The 16,859-nt window shown below is 35.6% G+C and carries 11 protein-coding genes and 1 pseudogene; 3 read left to right on the top strand and 9 right to left on the bottom strand.

Annotated elements, in window-relative coordinates; all coding sequences use genetic code 11:
• Window positions 1-243: 243 nt before the first annotated feature.
• Both AB3219_RS04390 and AB3219_RS04385 read right to left on the bottom strand, forming a co-directional pair.
• Window positions 244-1,554 carry an IS1380 family transposase gene (locus tag AB3219_RS04390; protein ID WP_147156990.1) on the bottom strand — a complete coding sequence of 437 codons (1,311 nt, stop codon included), beginning with the start codon at window positions 1,552-1,554 and terminating at the stop codon, window positions 244-246.
• Window positions 1,555-1,746: 192 nt separating this feature from the next.
• Complete coding sequence (locus tag AB3219_RS04385; protein WP_216762993.1) at window positions 1,747-2,769, bottom strand: LacI family DNA-binding transcriptional regulator; 1,023 nt, start codon at window positions 2,767-2,769, stop codon at window positions 1,747-1,749.
• Window positions 2,770-3,050: 281 nt separating this feature from the next.
• Between AB3219_RS04385 and AB3219_RS04380 the strand changes: the two genes are divergently transcribed.
• The gene (locus tag AB3219_RS04380) at window positions 3,051-3,842 is read left to right on the top strand and encodes a competence protein ComK (protein ID WP_057804921.1); all 792 of its coding nucleotides are present in this window, start codon (window positions 3,051-3,053) and stop codon (window positions 3,840-3,842) included.
• Between the two features lie 76 nt (window positions 3,843-3,918).
• On the opposite strand, the gene AB3219_RS04375 is transcribed toward AB3219_RS04380, so the two are convergent.
• Both AB3219_RS04375 and AB3219_RS04370 read right to left on the bottom strand, forming a co-directional pair.
• The gene (locus AB3219_RS04375; RefSeq protein ID WP_216762992.1) at window positions 3,919-4,824 is read right to left on the bottom strand and encodes a restriction endonuclease; all 906 of its coding nucleotides are present in this window, start codon (window positions 4,822-4,824) and stop codon (window positions 3,919-3,921) included.
• Between the two features lie 137 nt (window positions 4,825-4,961).
• Window positions 4,962-5,465, bottom strand: a pseudogene (locus tag AB3219_RS04370) (restriction endonuclease subunit S); the annotation flags it as partial.
• 40 nt (window positions 5,466-5,505) lie between these two features.
• On the opposite strand from AB3219_RS04370, the gene AB3219_RS04365 reads away from it, so the two are divergent.
• Entirely contained in the window at window positions 5,506-6,054 is a 549-nt protein-coding gene (locus AB3219_RS04365) for a restriction endonuclease subunit S (protein ID WP_367119799.1), read from the top strand.
• Window positions 6,055-6,069: 15 nt separating this feature from the next.
• Here the strand turns inward: AB3219_RS04365 and AB3219_RS04360 are convergent, their stop codons facing one another.
• The 5 genes from AB3219_RS04360 to AB3219_RS04340 all read right to left on the bottom strand — a co-directional run bounded on the left by AB3219_RS04360 (window position 6,070) and on the right by AB3219_RS04340 (window position 15,235).
• The gene (locus AB3219_RS04360; protein ID WP_216762989.1) at window positions 6,070-6,987 is read right to left on the bottom strand and encodes a site-specific integrase; all 918 of its coding nucleotides are present in this window, start codon (window positions 6,985-6,987) and stop codon (window positions 6,070-6,072) included.
• Window positions 6,988-7,129: 142 nt separating this feature from the next.
• Entirely contained in the window at window positions 7,130-8,347 is a 1,218-nt protein-coding gene (locus tag AB3219_RS04355; protein WP_216762988.1) for a restriction endonuclease subunit S, read from the bottom strand.
• Window positions 8,344-9,930, bottom strand: coding sequence for a type I restriction-modification system subunit M (locus AB3219_RS04350; RefSeq protein ID WP_216762987.1), 1,587 nt, complete (start codon window positions 9,928-9,930; stop codon window positions 8,344-8,346). The genes AB3219_RS04355 and AB3219_RS04350 overlap by 4 nt, the downstream gene beginning before the upstream one ends.
• A 15-nt stretch (window positions 9,931-9,945) precedes the next feature.
• Entirely contained in the window at window positions 9,946-12,948 is a 3,003-nt protein-coding gene (locus tag AB3219_RS04345; RefSeq protein WP_216762986.1) for a type I restriction endonuclease subunit R, read from the bottom strand.
• A gap of 307 nt (window positions 12,949-13,255) precedes the next feature.
• Entirely contained in the window at window positions 13,256-15,235 is a 1,980-nt protein-coding gene (locus tag AB3219_RS04340) for a sucrose-specific PTS transporter subunit IIBC (protein ID WP_367369333.1), read from the bottom strand.
• A gap of 161 nt (window positions 15,236-15,396) precedes the next feature.
• Here AB3219_RS04340 and AB3219_RS04335 point away from each other — a divergent pair, with 161 nt between their 5' ends.
• Window positions 15,397-16,848, top strand: a complete 1,452-nt coding sequence (locus AB3219_RS04335; RefSeq protein WP_260365834.1) for a sucrose-6-phosphate hydrolase — start codon at window positions 15,397-15,399, stop codon at window positions 16,846-16,848.
• The last annotated feature ends 11 nt before the right edge of the window (window positions 16,849-16,859 follow it).

The raw sequence follows: 16,859 nt of genomic DNA, 5'->3' as shown, positions 1-16,859 counted from the left end.
TTAAGACATTTCCACTACGTTATATATATTAATTTTCCTGAAATATTCATAGATCGAAATATAATGTTTATGTATTTAAAAAAACAGCCCTTGCGAGGGCTGTTTTTGAATGGGTTTGAATTTCAACAAGGAAATCGCATGTCGTTAAGTCAAAAATGATGTACGAATTAAAATTTGCGTGCTTCAAATAAACTCACAAAGAGTTATTTTGAAAATTTTGATTAATTTAGAGCGATTCGATAGCTACCAATGTAATTGTTGAATCTTGGCCAATACCTGATAGAACAATTTTTGATAAACATGTGAACTACTTAATTTTAAGTACAGTTTTCGACCACTTCGAACTAACTTTCCCGCAATTTTGAACAACCAAAGACGAAGCGTCCCAACACGCACACTGGCGTGTTGCGGCGGTAAGGATAGTTGTTTGAAGAGACTCACTAAATTATAAGCTAAGACACTCAGCATCATCCGCGCATGGTTTTCAATAAAACCTGTGCTGTTAGTTTTGTCGAAAAAGAAACCCTCCTTGGCCTCTTTAATATCATTTTCCATTTGACCACGGTGTTGGTATAATTCGAAGGCAGTTTCTGGCGTTAATTTGGTTAAGTTGGTAAGCACGTATTCATGATTAAAGAGTAATTCACCAGCTTCACGCGTTGATTTAATATAGATTTGGCGAGGCTGATCCCAAGAACCAGCCTGATATTTAGCTGAATAATAGTGAATCTCGGTTTGATCCCATTGTTGTTCATCGTCAATTTGTACATAGCCTTCAGCCAAATCACGCAATCGGCGGTTAGCTTTTAAACGGACTAGATAAAACGCTTTGTGTTCTTCACAAGTATCATAAAGCTCCGGCGTGGCAAAGCCACTATCTCCACGGACCAGGATTTCAGTACAAGGTAGACTATTTTGATAATGCTGTAATAGAGGCTCTAAAAATGAGTGAATTTCCTTACTGGTGTAAACATTACCTGGTCGCAATTGGGCCGCTAAAAAAGCTTCATTTTGGCCATCAAAGGCAACCAATGGATGAAAGCCGTTCGTTTGATAATGAGCGTTGAAATCACTACTTTCTTGATTACCGAAGGTATCAGAATGGGTCGAATCAACATCAATGATTAGTTCCGTTTGATTGGTAGTCAGGCGTCCTCGGTCAAGCAGAGTCTGGTTTAACACTTGTAAAGAAGTGATAGTCGTTTCATCACAGCGTTGCCAAAACCGCGAAATAGAAGCCTGTGAAGCTATAGCAGGCTTATCAAGTAGCAATTTAAAAATAGGATCAAAACGCAAACTGGTAGCAACCTGATCGGTGGCATAGCCAGCAATCTTCTGTAGTAATAGCTGTTCCATTAGACTAACATTACTGTGTTGGTAATAGCGTCGTTGATCTTTAAATGAAACTAATTTTTGAGCAAGGTCTGCGAAATCAAGTTTGTGTATGACCTCTTTGATGAGTACTAAACCCGCATCACTTGAAAGTTCACCACCAGTGTGAGAAATATGTAATTTGGAATTGAAATGTGCTTGGTTTTCCTGTAAAGTTGTCATATGAAAAGGGATCCTTCCTTCCTGGTTGTTTTTTAGACGATAATAACTATATCAGAAAGGACTCCTTTTTTACATAACATTTTTTAGCACTTAAAAGGTGCCAAAATAAAAAGAGCTAACGCCAGTGATATCAAGGATTCACTAGCATTAGTTCTTTTTTTATGAATATTTCAGGATTTTTCATCAATTCATTTAAACTGTTGAGCGGTTCACCAATGACACATCCACTAGTTTATTAATAGAGCTATTCTGTTCTGCTTTACCTTGAATAGCTGAAACAAGATACGACGTTGCATGGACCGCAATTTCATCCGTGTTTTGTCGAATAGTTGTGAGTTCTGGATAACAATATCTTGCAATTGGTGCATCATCAAATCCAATAACCTTCAAATCGCTGGGAACACTTATAAACATACTATGTGCCGCAATTAACACATCGGCCGCCAAAGTATCACTGACAGCAAAAATTCCAATTGGCGGTTGTGTTTTTGTCATTAATTCTCTTAAAATTTCTCGTAAGGCACTACGTCTGGTATCCGGTGTTTGTTCTTCTTCCTCAGTTAAACGAATAACTGAGGTGTTATCAGCTTGCAACCCATTCTTAGCTAACGTATCCTGATACCCTTTAATTCTATCAATTAAAGAAGGCGAATCTCGTGAGCCAGCAAGTAAGATTGGATTAGTTTTAGCACTGATTAGTTTCTCAGTAGCAAGTTGTGCCCCTTTGTAATGATCAGAACCAATATACTTAATTATATCAGTATTGGGTTTTCTATCAATACAAACAATTGGTACGTGGCGAGATAGTTGCTGGCTATCAAATTCTTTTAAACCAGATATAACAATTAAGCCATCCACTAATTTAGCCTCTAACATTTTTAAGTAGCCAGCTTCCTTACGAGGATCTCTGGCAGTATCACAGATAATTGTTGAATAACCAGTTTCAAAGAGTTGCTGTTCGATTTTTTCAACCAAATCCGCGAAAAAACTATTATTCAAATCTGGTACAACAATACCAATTGTATTTGATTTATGCATCCGGAGCCCTTTTGCCATTGCATTAGTTTCATATCCTTGTTCACGAATAACAGCCATCACTTTTTGTCGTGTGGTTTCAGAAAAACGACCATTATTATTGATCACCCGTGATACAGTGGCTACAGATACACCACTTAATTCGGCTATTTCACGTATTGAAACTCGCTTTTGAGTCATAATTTTTCCTCCGAATGCTTGCTGTTCTTTCAATAAGTAGTATATCGCAAAAAATCGAACAGAGGGCATTAAGGCATAAAATTTATATACATTCAATCGTTCTTGATCTCAGCTAATTTTAATAAAATCATCTTTCATCAATAATCTTCTGACAAATTGTTAGATACTTCGTACTTTCAATATAAAACTTCGGGGTTCACAAAAAACATAAATCTGTTATACTCATAAGAACGTTATAAATTGTTGTAAATAGTTATGAATTATATAAGGAGAGTGTTTGAGTGGATACGATACATTTGGAGAAACTAAACGAATTGCAGGAAGTTATCGAAAGAAGAACCATTAGTCGATTTGAGCAAATTGCAGATATGGCCCAGACTATCGATAAAACAGACATTTGCGAAGAGACAACCTTTTATATCCATGACACTTCGCATTGGAGTACAGAGTACAACAGTATTGTTTTTGATGCCCATCGAGGTATTCATAAAACCAAGAAAACAACGAAAGCTCTAATCAATAGATACGCGCGATCAAAAGAGGCAAACTTTTTATTGATGCAAGCCATGGGGAGACAGCTTTCAGTTAACAATAGCTGGCCATATGTGTTAGGCAACACACAGTTTGCACCAACTAGTGGACCAAGCAAGGAGTACACAAACTGGATTGCAGTTCACCATTTAAAAGATATTTACCCAGATCCAAAAGATGAAAATCGTTTGTTTTTAATTTTCAATGGTGGTTACCGACTCAATGTTCGAATTGATTTTAAGGATTTTTATCGCAAACTGGTGACCGTGCGTAAATATTATGATTTTCAACAAGATTTCGCTAGGTACCTTGCTGGTCAGTTCAATTCTGAAGTCAGAATTGTGCCAAGTGATAATTATCTTGATACACGCATTCCACGGTCACCTGATTCACCAAGATCAGAGTATCAAAATTGTCGTGAAATTCTCATTCGCATTGCTCATCAGGTCTTTCGTACAATGAATCCAGAAGATCATCACTTTGACATTCTTGACATGGAAGATGTTTATAATGACACACTGAAGGACAAAGCTCTGTTGTAAAATTAATAGCCTACAAAGTTCACGAGAAAACTTTGATAGGCTATTTTTAATTTAATAAATTTTAACTACGCAAATTTTAATTATCACTAGCATAGAAATTATCCAGAACAAATGTGGTAACTGGTTTTGCATGTATTCCAAGCTTAGAAACCAAGTCTGCTATCTTATCACCATTAATCAATGTAATGACACGCGTACCAACTCTAGATGCGCGAATAGCATCCTTTGTATAATCTGAAGTCGTAATAAAAATACCATATTCAGCATTATATTTATCCATTGCGCCTCGAAACTTATCAATTTCTGGAGAAGATACTGCACCATTCCATCGTTTGGCTTGAATTGCAACCCTGGCCGTTCGAAAATCACCTGTCGTCAAATAACCAAACCCATCAATTCCGCCATCACCCGTTAGCTTTGTTCCTAAGGTTTCATCCAGATCCACACCCATTTTTTTAACCAATAATCGGGCAAATAGCTCAAATTTTGCAGGTGTAAATGCTTCAAGAGATTTTGCTAATTCGTCTTTCCAATCTGATTCCGGTTCATCTTCAATTTCAACATCAGTATTTTCCACATCATCAGCTGAGACTTTTATATGATTTTTCTTTTGCTGTTTTCGTTCTTCCCATTTAGGGTTTGATAACTTTCGAATATCTTCTTCAACATCAAGATGATCAAAATTAAATGTACGGCCCTTTTCGGTTAGCTCTATAACTCCACGTTCAGGATGAAACAAAAATTCAGCAAATGCTAAACTGGCTATTGAAAAATTTAATACATAGTCAAATGGGCGGTATAAGTTATTTTCACGACTCATTTTTTCAAATGTAATAAATTCCCCTAAATCATCTGAATAAAGTGCTATTTCTTTTTTTAAATCACTAATATTGGATTGTCCACCCAATTTTTTTAAAGCTTTCAAAATAATAGGAAACAACATACTTTCTCGTTCTTTTTGTGAGGCTTCTTTGAATTTCATGATTTCTCCTTTATTTTCTACTCAATTATCAATTTTACTATAGTTTTTGTATGTTTTTACTATTTATAAAAATTCACTGAAAGTATTTAAATCTTTAATAACAGTTTTGTAATAATACATAAGTTCTGTCTAATAAATCATGAGGTATCATAATTACTAATAAATTGATCGAATTTTTGCTGTCGTTGATTGGCAGCGATAAGGCTATCAATTGTTTTTAATAATTTGCCAACCTTTACTTGCTCATCCACTGTGGGTATCTGTAAGTATGCATTACTTATATCTTGAGAATTAATAGATTCAAATGTTGAGCCTGTGCTATATCTTGTCCAATAGCCTTGAGAATTCATTTTTTTGAAATATTGAAAAAGAAATTCATTTCCTGAAATTCCAGCGACACCGCGACCTAACACAATGTCATATTTAGTTTTTCCAATTTTGCCAACCGGTGCCCTAACACTCAGAATTAATGATCCTTGCTTTGCCTTTTTCGTTATTTGAGTTGTCCAGACTCGTGGTACAACCCATCCATTTTTTATATCAGCATTTCCTTGAACTAAAATTGTGTCATTAGGGTTAGTAGTATAATTTTTTGAGCTTGGTGATTGTCCCATTGTTATTTTCGCTACATTCTTCAACTTACACTGTTCCCAAACGTAGCCTGAGAATCAAGAATAAAATATTTCACTTTTTTGGAAGTACGTTTGGGAACAGCGTAAGGCAAAAGCGTTATTTATGAATATTTCAAAAAAAGGATCCACAAATTTACCGGTTTTATCAGTAACACAAGAAAACGGGGTTATTTTACGTGATGATCTAGATATTGATGTGAAGTATGATAAGAATTCTCTAACTAATTATAAAATTGTAAATTCTGGCAATTTTATAATTAGTTTACGTTCTTTTCAAGGCGGTTTTGAATTATCAAATTTGTGTGGAATAACTAGTCCAGCGTATACTATTCTTGCTCTTCAACATTTAAAAGAGCATGATAAGTGTTTTTGGAAATATTTTTTTAAAACAAATACATTTATAGAATCATTAAAGAAAGTGACATTCGGGATACGTGATGGAAGATCAATCAGTTATCAAAATTTTTCAACTTTAAAGTTGAAATTTCCAACAAAGAACGAACAGGTACAAATTGGTGAATTATTAAGTACACTAGATAGCCTTATCGCTGCCAATCAACGACAGCAAAAAAAGCCATGGATTCGTGGTCCTCCATGACTCATTAGTATTATCTTATATCAAGCTTGCCAAATGCTTCATCACTTTATCATTATCTTGGTTTTCTAGTTCTTGAATAATATGCAAGTATGTTTGTTGTGTTGTCGTCATATTTGAATGGCCTAATCGTCTTGCCACTGATGCAATACTAACACCTGCATATAGCAATAATGACGCATGTGTATGCCGCAATCCATGTATTGATATGACTGGAATTTTGGCTTTTTTACACAGTCTTTCAAGATAATGATTTACTGTATCGTTATAGACTTTTGATTGCACAAAAATAGGTTTGTCTTCTGGTAAGTTTTTCGTTAATTGTGAAAACTGTATAACTGTTTGCCAGTCTAATTGTACTTTACGTACCGATGATTTGTTCTTTGTCGGTGCAAAACCAGACTTTACAGACTTGTAATCCCAGGTTTTACTTATATTTAGATATTGATGTGCGAAGTCAAAATCTTTTGGTGTAACTGCCAACGCCTCTGCAAAACGCAAACCAGTTTTCGTAATTAAGAGAATAAAGTAATCCCAGTTAACACCTTCGTCTAACACCAAAATATTCAATAGATCTTGAACTTCATGCTGGCTCAAAAATTTTATTTTGTGTTTTCGGTGTTGAACACCCTTAATAATGGCTTTACGTGTTGGATCACGATCAATTAAACCTTCTTCAAGTGCATCTATCAGCGCACTTTTGATGTGTCGATGAAAATCCATAACCGTTTGACGCTCATGTGTTTCAGCATAGTCGTTTAACAGTTGTTGGTAGGTTAAACGTGACAAGTCAGACATAACTAGATCTGGTACAAGTCCAATTAGTTGTCTATGTGTCATCTCGTATTTTCGGTAAGTTACCGGTCGTACCGCATCTAGCTTATATAATTTCATCCATTGGTGAAAATATTTGTGTAATTTTAGTTCTTGTGTCATAACGACACCTCCATATGAATATTTAGGAAAATAATCCCCTATCTAGTCATACAGATTTATGCACATATTTACTAGGTTTAATGCAAAAATATTTTTGTTACTTTCGCTCATCCACTGCGTAATCACGTATATATTGGTGATTTTAGACAAACAAATTTTGCATACACCATTTTTTGATCTTTTTTAGTTGATCACACTTTTGTTGATGAAGGGTAATAGTGTCATCAAGTTGTTTGAAGAAGGTACCGATTTTTTGTTGTTCTTCAATACTTGGTACTGAGATAGGCATCTTAGCCATTTGTTTACCTGATACTTCTATAAATGTCGATCCAGCACCATTTATTTCACCGTAACGTTTTAATTCAGAAGTTCGAGAAAATATAAAATAGCTATTAAGCAAGTCTTTGTATGGAACAATTGATTGAAAGCCTTGATTAGTACACCCTTCTTTTGCAAGAATAGCAGTGTTTCCAATACCTGCACGTGATGTAAAGAGCACTGTTCCCACTGGTAATATATGAGCTGAACTTTTTTGTAAACCAAGTCCAGTGATCTTTTTTTGACTTTCATCGATATAAATCTGGTTACCGATTTCAACGGGTGAGTACCAATCAATATCACCGTTCCAGTATTCAGAAACATTAGTGCTTGGAGTTCCACCACCGATAATATCTGCGACCTCTCCCAACTTACGCTGTTCCCAAGGGTCAGTGAAACCCTTGAATCGCCATTCTTGATCAAAAATCTTTTGCATAGCAAGCTTTTTCACTGTTTTCAGTTCTTCTAACTTACTCTGATTGGCAGCGATAAGGCTATCAATAGTACTTAATAATTCACCAATTTTTGTTTGTTCTGGCAGTGATGGTTTGTATATTTTTTCTTTCATTAATGCTTTTTTAGAAATATTATACCTTGAAATACCTTGTGCCAATACATTTAATCGTAATCTTAAAGAAGGGGCTCTCAGAATATAAGCTAAAAACTTAGAATTAAACACGTTTGCCTTTGGACGCCATCCAAAACAAAAACTATTCAAATACGTATTATTTATTTCAAATTGCCATACCGAGCTCATACCTACCTCATCAGGTGTTTCAGAACTAGTTGTAAAGAACACATCTCCCCTTTTAACCTGATTCTGTTTAGAATCTACTTCAACCTTTTCCAACATTTTGCTAGATGATATTGAATTTTGAAATACATTCATATAAGTCACAAATTTAGCATTCCCATGACCAAAATCTTCTTTTGATTTGCCTGATAATCCGGAATAAGTAGAACCTAGTGTTTCCAACTTACGCTGTTCCCAAGCATCAGTAAAGCCGAAAAAGCGCACTTTTGGTTGTATTTTTTCACTCATTTTTTGAACAGCTCCTTAATTTTCGTAAGCTGCTGTTGAGCGTCAGCATTTTGGCTCACTAAATCGTCCAACATCCCACTAATATCAGTTTCTAGCTTAGAAATTTGAGTATCTGTTTCTTGCATTTCTGCACTTAATTTGTCTACATCAACCGGTGGCTCTTCTTCAAAAGTATCCACATAACGTGGAATATTGAGATTATATTCATTTTCTTTTATCTCATCTATATTCGCAACATGTGCATATTTATCCACGTTTTTTCGTGCTTTGTAGGTATCCACAATTTTATTAATATTGTCTTCAGTAAGTACGTTTTGATTTTTCTCTTTCGAAAATTCATTAGAGGCATCAATAAACAATACATCTTTATTTTCTCGGTTTTTCTTCAAAATCATAATCAAAGTTGGAATCGAAGTTGAATAGAAAATGTTTGCAGGTAAGCCAATCACTGCATCAATCATGTTTTTATCAATTAATTGTTGACGAATCTTACCCTCCTTAGCTCCTCGGAAAAGCACACCATGAGGTAAGACAATTCCCATTGTTCCAGTAGGCTTTAAATGATATAAGCCATGCAACAGGAAGGCATAATCCGCCTTTGACTTAGGAGCTAGAGCCCCATAATCACGAAAACGCGGATCGCTCAATCTTTTTTCGTTATTGTCCCAATGCGCTGAATAGGGTGGATTCATAACCACTGCATCAAATTGATAAGGTTCAGTAGTTGGCCAATCAGCGTCAAGCGTATCACCGTTACGAACATAAATATCTTCATAATGAACACCATGTAACATCAGATTCATACGTGCCAGGTTAAAGGTAGTGGTATTTAATTCTTGTCCGTGATAACTAATATGAAGATCACCCGTAACTTGGCTTGCAACGGTCAATAGCAGAGAACCTGAACCTAAAGCAGGATCATAAACGCTTCGAATTTGTTCTTTACCAGCTTTATGCCCAATAGTCACAATTTTAGAAATAATTTCACTAACTGTTCTAGGAGTATAGAACTCACCGGCCTTTTTACCAGCACTCATCGCAAATTCACTAATTAAATATTCATACGCATCGCCTAAAACATCGCGTCCTTCGTTAAAATTAATATCTTTAAGCGCCATAATCGTATCATTCATAACTTGACTAGGATTCTTACCTAAACGTGTCGAGTCCAGATCAATATCTGAGAATAGTCCATCAAAATCTTCTTCTGATTCATGGCCTTTAACTGATTGTTCCAAATTAAACAGTGCATTCTTTAGATCTGATACTTGAAACTGATGATTTTGAATTCGAGTAACCATGCTATCAAATAATTCATTTGGCTTAATAATAAATCCTAGTGAATCATATAGAACCTCAACAATATCTTCATGCTGATCTGTCCAGTAGCGTTTATACACCGTTAATGGATCACCATCTTCTTCAGTTTCAGCAATCACTGCTTGCAATGTTCGTTCACTTAGGAATCGATAAAAAATTAATCCAAGCAGATAGTTTTTATACTCATTGGCATCCATTTTTCCACGTAACACATTAGCCGCATTCCACAGTGATTGCTCTAATGTTTGACTGCTGTCCTTCATAGTAAACTTCCTTTTCTACAAGTATTTAGTTAAATCTTCTTTAATAAATGTTTCCCACGCATTTGACGCTGCCGCCTTATACTGCAAGACATTTTTAAAAACATGACCGTTTGCAGCTGCCGTTTGTCGATCTGCTGTTTTTCGTAGATCACGTTCATGGTCAAACTTACCACTTGCAACATATTCCGTATTTAACCGTGTTAACTGATCAGGATCAAGTCCCCATTCATCACAAAAATCAAGAATAGCACGTTGTTTGGCTCGACTTTGTCTACTTGCAAAGGCGCTAATCGCGTCAAAATCTTTGTCTCCTTGCATTATATCAGTTTCACTAATAAAAGATTTTATTTGCTCAGCAGTTGCTGAATGTCCCGACTTAGCATATTTATTTAAGGCAGTCTCTAATTCTTTTTGTGTATCCTCTGTCAGTTGTCGATCTCTTTCAGTTTGGGACTTCATAAACTCATGCTGCGCTCGTATAGCCTTTGTTGCTAAAGTAAGAACATACTCCTTATCAATGACCAATTCATGGATGACCACATCATCAAAGTCGAAGTTTAGTAATTCTTGTTGTTTAGGATCTTCAATTGCATTTTCTTGAGCTGCTGTTACAATTGTTTTAATGTTTTCAAATGCTCCCTGATAATAGCCATATTCTTCTTGTGTTATGCCATAATCATTAGCTTGTTCATTCCAATTAAATTCAGAGTAAGAAGCAATGTACTGTAACTTTTTAGCAAGGCTTCTAAACCGATTCAAAAACTCTATTTGATCATCCTGAGTTTCATCTTGTAAATCGTTAGCATCCTCTGGTTGTGGTACGTAACGTCTTAGATCCGAGACTTCTTCACGAAATTCATTTTTCATTTGACCAAACTCAGGTCGGAAAACCTTTTTAAAAGAACCTTCTCCAGCATATTTTTCAAATGCATCTTTGGTTCTTTCCTCCATCAGTTTTGGTCTCCGAAAAATAACGATATTTCCTTGAGATTTATTTTTGTCGAAAATTCGGTTAGTTCGTGCATACGCTTGAATCAATCCTTGATATTCCAATAATTTGTCTAAATAGAGCGTATTTAGTCGCTGCGCATCAAAACCAGTGAGAAGCCGTGCAACAACGATTGTTAAATCAATTGATTGTTCTGGCTTCAGATGACGGTATTGGCCTTCCATACGCGCAGCTCTTTTAGCCACATCTTCAATATAAGCATTAATATTATCCAAATTAAATGTCGAATCATTGTCTGTATATCGCTGAGAGTAGTCTTTCATGGCTTCTACCAAGCCGTTACGTTGACTTTGATTGTTATCGCCATTTTCATTTAACGAATAAGTAATTGCTACTTTGAGTTTGGATTCACCATTTTCATATTTCTTTTTGAAAATATCATAAAAACGTTGAGCCTGTTGAATAGAGCTCGTTGCGAGAATTGCATTAAAGCTACCATGCTCTGATTTTTTCTGCCAATTTTTGATAATCCATTTAACTACCTTATTTCTGTACTGATCTGATTCTTTTGAATCTCCGTCATAAAATGAATCAGGTAAATCAGGTTCCTGAATGTCATCACCATTTTGATCCGTAACCTGTGCCAAATTTACATACTCAGAGTTAAATTTAAGAATTGCACCATCATTTAAAGCATTTCCAATATTGTAGCGATGTAATTCTGGTCCAAATTGGGTTTCAGTTGTCTGATCCTCAGAAGTTTTATTAAATTCAAAAATTGGCGTCCCAGTGAAACCATACCAATTTTGCTTTGGAAAAGCTTGTTTAATTGTGCGTTGCATTTCACCAAATTGTGAACGATGTGCCTCATCAACAATGAACACCATTCTTCGTTGCATCACTTTATCAAGAAAACCTTTTTTATCGGCTGCAATCTGTGCGTTATGACGGTCAACTGCAATTTTCATTTTGTTAATCGTGGTTACAATAACACCTGTTTTATTTGATTTAAGATGTCGAATCAAATCATTGGTATTATTGATTTCGAAAACATTATCATCACTACCACTAGAAAACATTGCAAAATTCTTGCCAGATTGCGAATCTAGCTCTTTTCGATCAGATAAAAAAATCACCTGATTGGCAGGATCACGTTGTAATAAAGTTGCAGTTTTGTATGCCGTCATCGTTTTTCCTGAACCGGTTGCATGCCAAACGTAACCGTCTTTATGTTGTGCGAAGGCCTCACGAATTGCCTTAACTGCATGAATCTGGTATGGCCGTAACACGACTAAGTTTTCACTATTCACAAGAGTAAAATTGCTAACAATGTTATGTGCCATCGGAATCATTAAAAATTCTTCTGTAAATTGCTTCCAATTACGAACAGCTTTGTTAGAAGCATCTAACCATTCAAAGAAAAATTTATCGTTAAAACTATCAGCTGATTTTTGATTAGCAAAATAACGACTAGCATCTTCTTTAAGGGCAACAAAGATTTGAACTAAAGTATATAATCCGTCGTATTTATGTTCTGATTTATATTTAGCAATTTGATTCGTAGCTGTTTTAAGACTAACGTCTACTTTTTTCTCCTCAACTTGAATCAGTGGCATCCCATTAAATAACAAGGTAACATCAAAGCGGCGGTTAGGATCATCTGGCTTATTTTCCATTCCCGGACGAATTGCCTGTTTGATTACCTCATAGCGCATTTGACCTCCAGCGACATCATCACGCCAAAAAGCACGCAATTGAATTCTGCCTAAGTCAGGATTCTCACGTGTTAAATTGATTTCAGCTACATAGCCCTTAGTTAAGAACCGATTAACATCAATTGGTGTCATTCCTTCAATAAAACGCATAATATCTTGCATTTCTCTGTCTGTAATATCCACACCAGAAAGCACTTCACGATTATTTTGATTAAGAATTTCTCTAAAATGATTTTCCAATTGCTGCGGAGTAGCTTCATCTAATTCTTGAAGATACGTCCATCCATTGTGACATAGTGTTTCAATAAATTCATTTTCGAAAGGGATTTCTCCCTTGGTTTTATAAAGTGACATTTTTATCACACTCTCCAAAATTTTTAAGATGATTTTTTATAGTTCATAGGCCTACTCAAATACGATAATTACCATAGTATCAATTTTACATTATAAAGTGAGGTTTGTGACGATTTAGAAAGAAAAAGATACCAAAGCTTTTCACTTGGTATTCTTTGAGTAGTTCAACAGCAATTATTGAAGTGATTTTGATACTTTCAATCTTGAGTTTTTAAATAAAACCTATTTGTAATGACACATTCTATGATTCAGCAGAAAAAATGCACAAGTAGAATTTCAAAGTTCTACTTGTGCACAATTTTTAAATTTAAGCTTCCAGATTAGTTGCTGAAGAAAAAGTTGCTGTATGAGCCGTCAACGCAATCACTGGATCAAGTTTTGCAACCTTATCGGTATCAATGCGTGCTACTTCAGCATACTTATTTGTGTTTGTGACAACAATCATCACAGTTGAATCATAGCCTTTTTCCTTAAGTGCTTTAATATCAAAAGTACCTAACATTTCTCCTTTTTTAATCTTATCCCCTTGCTTAACTTTAGATGTGAAGTATTCACCCTTTAAATTTACGGTATCAATTCCCAAATGAATGAGTATTTCCGCTCCTTCGTCACTCTTAATTCCATAGGCATGCATAGTTGGATAGGCTACTGTTACCGTACCGGTTACAGGAGAAACGATTTCATCTTCTGTTGGTATAATTGCAGCTCCTTTACCCATTATCTCTGCGGAGAAGACTTGATCTTTTACGTTATGAAGACTTTCTGACTTCCCTGCCACCGGTGCAAAAACAACTTCATCTGTCACACTAGACGGTACCGTCTTCACCATGGTTGATTCCGTCGAAGAACCTTCTTCGTTTTCTTCTACTTGTTTAGCAGCAAACCTTTTTCCATAAATCAAAGTAGCAGTGAATGCTAAAATAATACTAATTGCAATGCTAAAGAAGAATGGTAAATAATATTTAACTGGGAAAGAAATAAATCCAATGATACCAGCTGCTCCTAAAGCTGAAGAACGGACATGAAACAGTCCAATAAAGATGCTGGCAATTGATGAAGCCCCCATTGCAATAAAGAATGGATAACGCATCTTAAGGTTCACTCCGAAAATAGCGGGTTCAGTAATTCCCAATAATGCTGATAAACCTGATGAAGATGCCAAACCTTTTTGTTTTACGTTCTTAGTAATGAAGAACACCGCTAATGCAGCAGCTCCCTGCGCTGCATTGGCCATAGAAGCAATTGGGAAGAAGAAATCACCACCCGTTTTTGCAATATTTGCCAATAATTGAGTTTCAATTGCCGGAAAACTTTGATGTAATCCAGTAATAACAATGGGAGAGTAAAAGAATCCAAAAATTGCAGATCCAATAAATCCAGTTGAATCATATAAAGCTACAATGCCGGAAGTCAGTCCGTTACCAATCGTACGTAAAATTGGTCCCATAATCGAAAAGGTTAAAAATGCAACAACTACAATACTAATCATTGGTGTAAATAGAAAATCGAGCGTACTTGGAATTTTCTTGTGTAACCATTTTTCCACATTTGCAAGTACAAAGGCTACTACCAATACTGGTAATACTTGTCCCTGATAGCCTGCCTGTGCAATATGCCAACCAAAAACGTTCCAGTAGGTCATTGTCCCCTTAGCAACAGCTTCAGAAACTAAGTAACCATTCACTAAAGTTGGCATAACCATAATCATCCCCATTGTTGCACCTAAATAGGCATTTCCACCAAATCTTCTCGTGGCCGAGAATCCCAGTAAAATTGGTAAATAGGTAAATGGTGCCGATGCAAACAAATCAACCATGTCTGCAAATCCCTTAACACCCGGATACATCTGCACCAAAGACTGTGAACCAAACAAACCTGCCGAAGTCAAAACATTATATAATGCCATTAATAAACCACCGGCAACCAATGCTGGAATTAACGGAATGAAAATATCTGACAATACCTTAATTAAAGCCATAAGTGGGTTTTCACGTTTGCCATTATTTGAAACTTTTTTTAAATCATCAGGCGTTACTTCTTTAAGTCCAGTTAATTTAATTAAATGATCATAAACCTTATCGACATCCCCAGGTCCAATAATAATTTGATATTGTCCATTAACCCTAAACGTCCCTTTTACAGCAGGATTATCGTCTAAACTTTTCTGATCAATTTTACTTTCGTCTTTGATAACTAGCCTTAAACGAGTTGCACAATGTGCCGCTGCAATAATATTATCTCGACCAATTTGCTTTAAAATATCTTTAGCTGCTCTTTCATGATCCATATGTATTATCCTCCTTGTAAACGCTTTTATTAATTACAAGGCTATTCTATAATGCTTGTTTAAAAATGTCAATCGTTTATCAAAAATAGTTTTATTATTGATGTTTATGCTATAATGTCTAATGAAATCGTTTATCATTCAAACTTATGGAGGTCTTTATAATGAAAACTTGGACAGCAATTGAACGATATCAACCTTATGCACACTATAGTCAACATTTATTAACTAAACTTGAAAAGCAACAACAAGATTCCATCTGGCATCTTGCCTATCATATTCAGCCTAAAAGTGGACTCCTGAATGATCCCAATGGTTTCTCCTTTTTCAATAATAAGTGGCACCTGTTTTATCAATCATTTCCATATGGTGCTGTAAACGGTCTTCGCAGCTGGGTTCATCTGACTTCTACAGATCTAACTCACTGGAAACACGAGAAAACTTCATTATTACCAGACACTCAATACGAAACTCATGGCGCGTACTCTGGCTCCGCACTACCAATGGGTGATCAACTTTTTTTGATGTACACAGGGAATGTTCGAACGGCTAATTGGGGACGTCACGCCTATCAGTTGGGGGCTTGGATGGATAAGGAGGGGGATTTTTACAAACTACCAGTTCCTTTAATAAATCAACCTCTTACTAATTTCACTCAACATTTTCGTGATCCTAAAATTATTCATCATGGCAATAACTACTTTGCTTTTTTAGGTGCTCGTCGTTCTGATGATACTGGTCATGTACTGGTTTACAAAGCCCCAAAAGTTACTGGACCGTGGTCATATGTTGATGAACTTCATTTTGGATCTTCAAGCTTAGGTTATATGATCGAATGTCCTAACTTAGTTTTTATTAATCAACATCCTGTTTTTATTTTTTGTCCTCAAGGCCTTTCAAAACAGAAATTATCATATGAAAATATTTATCCAAATACTTATATTGTTGGAGACAGTTTCAATTGGGATACACTTACTATTGTTAACCCCAGTTCCTTGCACAATTTTGATTCAGGGTTTGATTTATATGCAACGCAGGCATTTAACACCGCAAATGGAGAGACATACGCCATTGGCTGGGCCGGACTTCCAGAAACAAAGTATCCTTCTGATCAAGAAAACTGGCAAGGTAGCTTGAGTCTTGTTCGAAAGCTATCACTTCAAGGCACTCACTTAATTCAATCTCCTATTACAACTGATTTGATTGATACTAGCTTTGATCCAATCAATGAATCACTTGATTTACAGGAAAAAGTATCTTTTAGCTTTAAGAATTTCCCAAATGGTAAATTAATATTACAGGCTGATCATTCTGATAATCGTTTAACAATTTTTTTTGATTCCACAAACGCAACTGTTAAAGTTGATCGAGACAAGTTTGGCAAAAAGATTGGCAGTAAATTTGGTACCACAAGAACGGTAAAATTAACTTCAAAAACAAAACTTGATTTCACTCTTTATTTAGATAAATCTATTTTTGAGCTATACTTAAACGGTGGTTCAACAGCTTTGACTGGCAGATATTTTCCTGATCAAGCTGATACTTATCACTTAGATACTTCTCATCTAAAATCTCAAAAATTTGATGTACAAGGATGGCGTTTGAAATCCATCTAAGTATGGAGGAA

The sequence above is a fragment of the Pediococcus ethanolidurans genome (assembly GCF_964062635.1).
Classification (GTDB): domain Bacteria; phylum Bacillota; class Bacilli; order Lactobacillales; family Lactobacillaceae; genus Pediococcus; species Pediococcus ethanolidurans.
This window is presented reverse-complemented; position numbering and strand designations above follow the sequence as displayed.